At 67.6% G+C, this 7,948-nt stretch carries 5 protein-coding genes and 2 pseudogenes; 3 read left to right on the forward strand and 4 right to left on the reverse strand.

The window, feature by feature from the left end; genetic code table 11:
• Positions 1-177, forward strand: a pseudogene (locus B2Y21_RS15370) (SAM-dependent methyltransferase); the annotation flags it as partial.
• 235 nt (positions 178-412) lie between these two features.
• Here B2Y21_RS15370 and B2Y21_RS15375 read toward each other — a convergent pair.
• The 3 genes from B2Y21_RS15375 to B2Y21_RS15385 are packed head-to-tail and all read right to left on the reverse strand — an operon-like array spanning position 413 to position 3,146.
• Complete coding sequence (locus B2Y21_RS15375) at positions 413-829, reverse strand: (deoxy)nucleoside triphosphate pyrophosphohydrolase (RefSeq protein WP_087139129.1); 417 nt, start codon at positions 827-829, stop codon at positions 413-415.
• Complete coding sequence (argJ, locus tag B2Y21_RS15380) at positions 826-2,208, reverse strand: bifunctional glutamate N-acetyltransferase/amino-acid acetyltransferase ArgJ (protein ID WP_292060708.1); 1,383 nt, start codon at positions 2,206-2,208, stop codon at positions 826-828. The genes B2Y21_RS15375 and argJ overlap by 4 nt, the downstream gene beginning before the upstream one ends.
• Positions 2,205-3,146: a peptidylprolyl isomerase gene (locus B2Y21_RS15385; RefSeq protein WP_292060709.1), complete on the reverse strand. Its 942-nt coding sequence runs from the start codon at positions 3,144-3,146 to the stop codon at positions 2,205-2,207. Before B2Y21_RS15385 ends, argJ begins: the two co-directional genes overlap by 4 nt.
• A 276-nt stretch (positions 3,147-3,422) precedes the next feature.
• On the opposite strand from B2Y21_RS15385, the gene secA reads away from it, so the two are divergent.
• Positions 3,423-6,275, forward strand: coding sequence for a preprotein translocase subunit SecA (secA, locus tag B2Y21_RS15390; protein WP_292060710.1), 2,853 nt, complete (start codon positions 3,423-3,425; stop codon positions 6,273-6,275).
• A 313-nt stretch (positions 6,276-6,588) separates the two neighbouring features.
• Positions 6,589-7,752, forward strand: coding sequence for an aminotransferase class V-fold PLP-dependent enzyme (locus B2Y21_RS15395; protein WP_292060711.1), 1,164 nt, complete (start codon positions 6,589-6,591; stop codon positions 7,750-7,752).
• 4 nt (positions 7,753-7,756) lie between these two features.
• Here B2Y21_RS15395 and B2Y21_RS15400 read toward each other — a convergent pair.
• Positions 7,757-7,948, reverse strand: a pseudogene (locus B2Y21_RS15400) (hypothetical protein); the annotation flags it as partial.

The following is a 7,948-nucleotide window of genomic DNA, read 5'->3' on the forward strand; positions in this document are numbered from 1 at the left end:
CTCTACGCCGAGCGCCACGCCGAGACGGATGGGCGCATCCCCGCCACCTTCGAGATGGTGCACCTGGCCGGATGGGCGCCGCACGACAGCCAGCAGAAGCCCGCCAAACGCGGCTCGGCCAAGACGCGCCTGGCCGACGCCCTGGGCGTCAGGGAGCAGACCGGCGAGGAGGGCTGACGCCCGCCTTCCTTGGGTCTAGGCCCCGCCGATGGCGGCGCTGATATTCGTGGAGATGTAGTCGTACATGGCCGTCGACCGCGCCGCGAAGGCGGCCACGGCGGCGATGATGACCAGGAAGATCAGGGCGCAGATCAGGCCGTATTCGNNATTCGATGGCCGTGGCGCCGCCTTCGTCGCGGTGGAACCGGCAGATGAAACCCTTCACGCCCGGCCCTCCCCTGTCGTCGGCCCGTCAGAGCAGATCGCGCAGCCAGGCGATCAGCGGTTCGTCGGCCGGAGGCATGGGATAGGCCGACAGTTTGTCCGGCTTCACCCAGGCCAGACCCGCGTGCTCACGCGCCTCGACCACGCCGGACCAGCGCCGGCACAGGTAGAGTGGCATCAACAGGTGAAAGGATTCGTAAGCGTGACTGGTAAACACAAAGGGGGCCAGACAGGCCTCCTTCACGTCGATGCCCAGCTCTTCCTTCAGCTCGCGGATCAGGGCGGCCTCGGGCCGCTCGCCCGGTTCGACCTTGCCGCCGGGGAATTCCCACAGGCCCGCCAACTGCTTGCCCTCGGGACGCTTAGCGATCAGCACGCGGCCGTCCGGGTCGATCAGGGCGACGGCGACGACCAGGACGGTGGGAACGGCAGGCGTCTCGCTCACGAGCGATAGTCCCCGTTGATCTCGATGTAGCGTTTGGTCAGGTCGCAGGTCCAGACCGTGGCCGAAGCCCGGCCCGAGGCGACATGGACGGTGATGTCGATCTCGGCGTTCTTCATATAAGCGCTCATGACCGCCTCGTCGTAGGTCGGCGAGGGGGCGCCGTCGACGGCGGCGACGTGCGGGCCGAAGCGGATGGCCAGACGGTCGCGGTCGACCGCCTCCTCGGTCTTGCCCACGGCCATGACGATGCGACCCCAGTTGGCGTCCTCGCCCGCGATGGCGGTCTTGACCAGAGGGCTGTCGGCGATCGACTTGGCCAGCTTGCGCGCCGAGGCGGGCGAAGCGGCGCCCTCGACCGTCACCTTGACGAACTTGGTCGCGCCCTCGCCGTCCTTCACCAGTTGGTGGGCCAGATCGAGCATGACGTCGTCCAGCGCGGCCGAGAATTCCTTCAGGCGGCGGTCGCCGACGCGGCCGATGCGCGGCGCGCCGGACGCGCCCGTGGCGAACAGCAGCGCCGTGTCATTGGTCGAGGTGTCGCCGTCCACCGTCACGCTGTTGAAGGTGGTGCGGACGTGCAGGTTCAGCAGGGCCTTCAGCACCGGCGGGGCGATGTCGGCGTCGGTGACGATGAAGGCCAGCATGGTCGCCATGTCCGGCGCGATCATGCCCGAGCCCTTGGCGATCCCGGCGATGCGGACCTTGACGCCCTCGATCTCGCACTCGGCGTAGGAGCCCTTGGGAAAGGTGTCCGTGGTCATGATGCCCAGACCGGCCTGCGCCCAGGCGTCGGCCTTCAGACCGGCTTCGACCTCGGGCAGGCGGGCGGTGATCTTCTTGTCGTCCAGCACCACGCCGATGACGCCGGTCGACGCCAGCATGACGTCGCGCTGGCGACAGTCGAAGCGCTTGGCGACCTCGGAAGCCGTGCGGCGCGCCGCATCGGCGCCGGCCTTGCCGGTGAAGGCGTTGGCGCAGCCGGCGTTGACGACCAGGGCCTTGACCCCCTCGCCGCCCTTGTCGGCGTCCAGATGACGCTTGCACCAGTCGACCGGCGCCGAGCCGACCTTGTGCCGGGTGAAAACCCCCGCGCAGGACGCGCCCTGCGGGAAGTGGAAGACCACCAGATCGTCGCGCTCATGCTTGTAGAAGCCCGCGCGCGCCGTGGCGATCTCGACCCCGCCGATCGGCGGAATGGCCGGGAAAGGCACGGCCAGGGGCGAAACCATCAGGCCCGGCTTGCCCGGAGCGGCGGCGACCGCCTGGGCGGCCGATTGCGTCGCGCGCTTCAGCGCCGAGGCCAGCGGGTCCAGCGCCTTCTCGATGACGGTTTCGATCTTCTTGCCGGTCGAGGCGGACTTGGAGGGCGGCTGGCTCATGAGGCGTTTCCGGCGGGAGAAGCGGAGGTTTTCTGTGCCGCAGGCGGAGCTGCGGACTCAACAGGGGTTGAAGGCGGAGCCGTCTTGGCCCCGTCCAGGGAGATCTCGACCTCGGCCTGGCCGCGAAGCTGTTCAAGCAGCTGGCGCACGCCTTCATAGGTCAGGTAGCGCACGATCTGCGGCCGCGCCTGTTCCAGCGTCGGCGGAGTTTCGACGCGGCGATCCTCGACCTTGAGCACGGCCCAGCCGGTCTCGGTCTGGATCGGGCCGACGACCGCGCCCGGCGTCTGGCCCTGCAGGGCGGCGGCGTAGGGACCGGGCAGGACGTCCAGCGTCGAATAGCCCAGGTCGCCGCCGGAATAGCGGGTGGCGTCGTCGATCGAGCGTTGGGCGGCGACGGCCTCGAAGGCCGCCCCCTGCCCCAGGACGCCCAGGACGGCGTCGGCCTGTTCCTTGGTCGGCGCCAGAATCAGGCGCACCCGCACCTCTTCGGTCGCGCGGGCCAGCCGCTGCTGCTCGGCGTAGAGGCGTTCGACCGCCTGTTCGGACACGGCGCCGGACACCACCTTCTCGACCAGCATGTCGCCCAGGATGCGTTCGCGCACGGCCTGCAGGCGGCGCTGGGCGGCGGGACTGGAATCGAGGCCTCGGCGCTCGGCCTCTGCGGCCAGCAGCTTCTGGTCGACCACCTCGTCCATCACCCGGCGGAACAGTTCGGATGAGGCGTCCAGGGGATCATCCTCGCCGATCAACCCCTGCGCCACGGCTTCGCGGCGCACGTCCGAGGCCCAGACGGCGCGATCGTTGACCCTGGCCACGACGCGGTCGTTCTTTTCCGGGGCAGCTTCATCGCCGCCGCGCCCGCAGGCGGCGACGCCCAGCGCCAAACCGGCGACGGCGACCAGAAACAGGCTGTGGAGGGGACGTCGCGCTCGCATCGGACGCTCCGGGCAAGGGTCTGTGGACAGGCCGTCGAAACGGACATTCGCGCCTGAAACACGCCGCCTTAAAAAGGCCCTCGCGTTGACAGGGATAAGGGCGGTGCTTAAGTCCCGCCTGCGCCCAAGTCGAGGGGTTTTCGATCGTCTGCGCGGCCCTTCGCGCGCCCTCATCTGCAGGGAAGGCCCGGGGCCGGCGTGATCGCGGCCCTCCGACCGGGTGAAACTGTCTTTCTCAGAGCCTTCAGCCGCTCGACCGCCTGACCCGGATCGCCCATGCTCGGCTTCGCCAAGAAATTTCTCGGTTCCTCCAACGACCGCAAGGTCAAGGCCTTCATGGGCCAGGTCGATAAGATCAACGCCCTGGAATCCAAGTTCGAGGCCTTCTCGGACGACGAACTGCGCATGATGACGCAGACGTTCCGCGACCGCATCGAAGCCGGCGAGAGCCTGGACAAGCTGCAGAACGAAGCCTTCGCCGTGGTGCGCGAAGCCTCCAAGCGCGTGCTGGGCCAGCGTCAGTACGACGTGCAGATGACCGGCGGCATGATCCTGCATGAAGGCGGCATCGCCGAAATGCGCACCGGCGAGGGCAAGACCCTGGTCGCCGTGGCCCCGGTCTATCTGAACGCCCTGGCGGGCAAGGGCGTCCACGTCGTCACCGTCAACGACTATCTGGCCCGCCGCGATGCGGAACAGATGGGCAGGGTCTACCGCTTCCTGGGGCTTGAGGTCGGCGTCATCGTCAACGGCCTGTCGCAGGGCCAGCGCCAGATGGCCTACAACGCCGACATCACCTACGGCACCAACAACGAATTCGGCTTCGACTACCTGCGCGACAACCTGGTCTACGACCGTCGCGAGATGGTGCAGCGCGGCCACCACTTCGCCATCGTCGATGAAGTCGACTCCATCCTGATCGACGAGGCGCGCACCCCCCTGATCATCTCGGGCCCGACCGAGGACCGTTCGGACCTCTACAAGGTGCTGGACGCCCTGGTGAAGGAACTGGTCAAGGACAAGGACACCTACGACCTCGACGAGAAGCAGCGCCAGGCCCTGCTGACCGAGCGGGGCTCGGAGCGGATGGAGCAGATGCTTCAGGACGCCGGCCACTTCGCCGAAGACACCGTCGACCTGTACGACCCGGCCAACGTCAGCCTGGTCCACCACACCAACCAGGCCCTGCGCGCCAACACGCTTTATACGCGCGACAAGGACTACATCATCAAGGACGGCGAGATCGTCCTGATCGATGAATACACCGGCCGCATGATGACGGGCCGTCGCCTGTCCGAAGGTCTTCACCAGGCCATCGAGGCCAAGGAAGACGTCAAGATCATGCCCGAGAACCAGACCCTGGCCTCGGTGACGATCCAGAACTACTTCCGCCTCTATGAAAAGCTGTCCGGCATGACCGGCACGGCCGCGACCGAGGCCCAGGAATTCCTCGACATCTACAAGATGGACGTCCTGGAAGTGCCGACCAACCGTCCAATCCAGCGCAAGGATTACGACGATGAGGTCTATCGCACCTTCAAGGAGAAGAACGCCGCCATCGCCGCTCAGATCGCGGAATGCCACGTTCGCGGCCAGCCGATCCTGGTCGGCACCGTCTCGATCGAGAACTCCGAAGAGCTGTCGGAAGTCCTGAAGACCTACAACTACAAGGTCGAGCGTTCGCGCACCCTCAAGCCCGAATACGCGGGCCGCGAGAAGGAAGCGCAGAAGGTCGGCGACGCCGCCTATGACATCGACTACGCCACCGGCCACGGCATTCCGCACAACGTCCTGAACGCGCGCCAGCACGAGCAGGAAGCCTATATCGTCGCCGACGCCGGTCTGCCGGGCGCGGTGACGATCGCCACCAACATGGCCGGCCGCGGCACCGACATCCAGCTGGGCGGCAACCTGGAGATGCGCATCCAGCGCTGGACCCAGGAACAGCGCAACATGGCCGTCGCCGTGACGCCGGAAGACCTTGAGGCCAAGGAAGCCGAGTTCAAGGCCGAGATCGCCGCCGCCAAGGAACAGGCCATGGCCGCCGGCGGCCTGTTCGTCCTGGGCACCGAGCGTCACGAAAGCCGCCGCATCGACAACCAGCTGCGCGGCCGGACCGGCCGTCAGGGCGACCCCGGCACCTCGAAATTCTACCTGTCGTGCGAAGACGACCTGCTGCGCATCTTCGCCGGCGACCGCCTGGACGGCATCATGAAGTCCTTCGGCGTGGCCGAGGGCGAGGCCATCAGCCACCCCTGGCTGAACCGCGCCGTCGAAACCGCCCAGAAGCGCGTCGAAGCCCGCAACTACGACATGCGCAAGAACGTGCTGAAGTACGACGATGTCGTGAACGACCAGCGCAAGGCCGTGTTCGAACAGCGCCAGGAGTTCATGGACTCCGAAGACCTGTCGGAACTGGTCGGCGACTTCCGCAACGACGCGATCAACGACCTGGTCGAACGCTATATGCCGCCCAAGGCCTATGCCGAGCAGTGGGACATCAACGGCCTGGACGAGAAGGTGAAGTCCACCCTCGGCCTGGAACTGCCGCTGCATGACTGGGCCGCCGAAGAAGGCGTCTCCAACGAGGAGATCGAGGAACGCATCCTCGCCGCCGCCGACGTGCGCGCCGCCGAACGTCTGGAGCTGATCGGCGCCGACCAGACGCGCGGTCTCGAAAAGCAGTTCATGCTGCAGATGATCGACATGCAGTGGCGTGAGCACCTGGTCCATCTGGACCACCTGCGCGGCGTCATCGGCCTGCGCGGCTACGGCCAGCGCGACCCGCTGAACGAATACAAGACCGAAGCCTTCAACCTGTTCGAGACGCTGCTGCACGACCTGCGCCACAACGTCACGCGCTGGCTAATGACGGTCGAGTTCCAGTTCCAGGCGCCGCCGCCGATGGAGATGCCCGAGTTCCAGGAAATCCACCTGAACCCCGGCACCGGCGAAAACGAGATGCTGAACCCGATGGCTCAGAACCCGGAAGGCCAGCTGACGGGCGACGATCGCTCCAAGCTGCCGGTCGAGGCCCTGCCCATCGGCTGGGAGCGCACCAGCCGCAACGGCGACTGCCCCTGCGGCTCGGGCCGCAAGTTCAAGCACTGCCACGGTAGTCTTATTTGAGGCGCGCTGACGCGCTCGGCGCTACGCTCGCGACGCGGTCGCTCTCTCGCCAAAGACTGAGTTGAGAGAGGCGGGTTCGCGAAGGCGGCCCGCCTTTTTCTTTGGGCCGCCTCGCGCCATGGCGCCGCACCAGACACGCCGCTGCTCCACCCATGCCGTCATCCTCGGGCTTGACCCGAGGATCCAGCGCCGGGCGCGCTCAACCTTGCTCAAGACGCGTAGGCGGAAGTCCCGATCCTCGGGTCAAGCCCGAGGATGACGATATAAAAAGCAAGCGCGTGACGGCGCGGCGCAGGCCCGCTAGCCTGCCCTCATGAACTACAAGCCCCTGTTCTCGCGCGCGCTGGGCCTCGATCCGGAACGCCTGCATTTCGCCGCTCACAGCCACCACCTGTGGCCCGACGTCAGCTTCGACGGCCAGGTCATGGCCTGGGCCGAGGCCAACCGCTTCGCCGACCGCAAATGGGATCTGGTGTTCGGCGAGGTCATCCCCGAGGCGCAAGCGCATGTCGCCAAGGAACTGGGCCTGTCCTCGCCCGACAGCCTGATCTTCGCGCCCAATACGCATGAGATTCTGCTGCGCATCGTCTCGGCGGTCGACAAGGCGCCGGTGCGCATCCTGGCCACCGACGGCGAGTTCCACTCCTTCCGCCGCCAGTCGGAACGCTGGGAGGAGGCCGGGCAGGCCGTCGTCACCCGCGTGCCCCTGGCCCCGTTCGAGACCTTCGCCGAACGGTTCGTCGCGGCGGCCAGGGCGGGCGGGCACGACCTGATCTTCGTCAGCCAGGTCTTCTTCCGCACCGGCGGCCTGTTCGAGCGCATCGCCGAACTGGCGGAACTGGCCGATCCGGCCGGTCCGTGGGTGGTGGTCGACGGCTATCACGGCTTCATGGCCACGCCGACCGATCTGTCGGCCGTGGCGGACAAGATCTTCTATCTGGCCGGCGGGTATAAGTATGCGATGGCCGGCGAAGGCGCCTGCTTCCTGCACGCCCCGCCGGGCTTCGGCACGCGTCCGGTCGTGACCGGCTGGTTCGCCGAGTTCGGCCATCTGGAGGGACCGCCCGGCGGGGTTCAGTACCGCACCGACGGCGGCCGCTTCTGGGGCGCCACCTTCGACGCCAGCGCCCTGTATCGCTTCAACGCCGTGCGCCGGATGCTGGACCAGCACGGCCTGACCACGGCGATGATCGCCGATCACGCGCGCGGCCTTCAGGCCCAGTTCCAGACGGCGATCCAGTCGAACGAAGCCGGAGCGCTGGCCGAGGCCCAGATCCTGAACCCGGTCGAGGGGACGGCGCCCCGCGCCCGCTTCCTGGCCCTGCGCCATGCCGACGCGCCGCGCTGGAAGGCGGCCCTGCAAGATATGAACGTCATCGCCGACGTGCGCGACGACGTGATCCGCTTCGGCTTCAGCCTGTATCAGAGCGAGGACGACGTGGAGAAGCTGATCCACGCCTGCGCCCGCCTGAGCTAGGCCGTCAGAAGAACAGGCTGTCGGCGTCGCGCCGCGCCTCGGGCGGATCGGTGCGCCGGGGCGAGGCGGGGCGCACAGAAGAAGCGCGGGGCGACGCAGGCGACGCCTTGGCTTCAGCCCGCTTGGGCGCTGGATCCCCCGGCAAGGACGGAGTCGGGGACGCAGTCCGCGCCGGCGCCGCAACGGGCGGCGCGGG

The organism is Brevundimonas sp. UBA5936 (genome assembly GCA_002430835.1).
GTDB lineage: Bacteria > Pseudomonadota > Alphaproteobacteria > Caulobacterales > Caulobacteraceae > Brevundimonas.

Coding starts and splice junctions, on each gene's coding strand:
- B2Y21_RS15395 (WP_292060711.1), top strand. CDS start 6,589: ATGAACTACAAGCCCCTGTTCTCGCGCGCGCTGGGCCTCGATCCGGAA.
- secA (WP_292060710.1), top strand. CDS start 3,423: ATGCTCGGCTTCGCCAAGAAATTTCTCGGTTCCTCCAACGACCGCAAG.
- B2Y21_RS15385 (WP_292060709.1), bottom strand. CDS start 3,146: ATGCGAGCGCGACGTCCCCTCCACAGCCTGTTTCTGGTCGCCGTCGCC.
- argJ (WP_292060708.1), bottom strand. CDS start 2,208: ATGAGCCAGCCGCCCTCCAAGTCCGCCTCGACCGGCAAGAAGATCGAA.